Below are 733 nucleotides of genomic sequence, written 5' to 3'. Positions count from 1 at the left end.
CTGGTCCAGAACCCCGGGCTTCTCCTGGCCCTTCGGGCCAAAGCGCAAAAACTTCATCTCGCTCTCGTCTTTCTTCTCGTGTGCCTGGCTTCTCGTGTGCCTGGCTTTTGAACCGGTTCAGCTTCTCACCGAACCACTGACCTGGCCGAAGGTTTTATGTTGTCGCGTTTCCGAACGGTGAACCGGCATCCACTTCACCTGGAAACGCTCCCTAGCTATTGGCCCAGCCGCCATCGATCACATGCGCGACGCCCGTGGTATAGGCGCTCTCATCCGAGGCGAGGTGAACCACAAGCGCGGCGATCTCCTCGGCCGTCCCGATCCGCCCCATGGGCTGGCGGGCGATGAAGGCCGCCCGTGCGGTCTCGTAATCCCCCTGGTCGCGCATGCGCTGTTCGAGCGAGGGGGATTCCACCGTCCCCGGGCACACCGCATTGCAGCGGATCCCCTGCTTGATGAAGTCCGCCGCCACCGACTTGGTCAGCCCGATCACCGCCGCCTTGCTGGCCCCATAGGAGAACCGGTTCGGCGCCGCGATCACAGAAGACGCCACCGAGGACATGTTGATGATCGAGGCCCCGCCATTCCCGATCATCCCCGGCAGATAGGCCCGGATGATCCGGTACATCGCCGTCACATTGAGATCGAATGTGAAGGCCCATTGCTCCTCGTCGCAATCAAGGATCGAGCCGCTGCCGACAAAGCCGGCGCAGTTGAACAGCACATCCACCGG

General features: G+C 62.5%; 1 protein-coding gene. It reads right to left on the bottom strand.

The window, feature by feature from the left end; all coding sequences use genetic code 11:
* Positions 1-211: 211 nt before the first annotated feature.
* On the bottom strand, positions 212-733 hold a 522-nt coding region (locus tag G489_RS0117530; RefSeq protein ID WP_029042605.1), incomplete at its 5' end, for an SDR family oxidoreductase.

Source organism: Cucumibacter marinus DSM 18995 (genome assembly GCF_000429865.1).
In the GTDB taxonomy this organism is placed as follows: Bacteria; Pseudomonadota; Alphaproteobacteria; order Rhizobiales; family Devosiaceae; genus Cucumibacter; species Cucumibacter marinus.
Note: the sequence above shows the minus strand (reverse complement) of the source record. Positions and strands in the feature narration are given on the sequence as shown.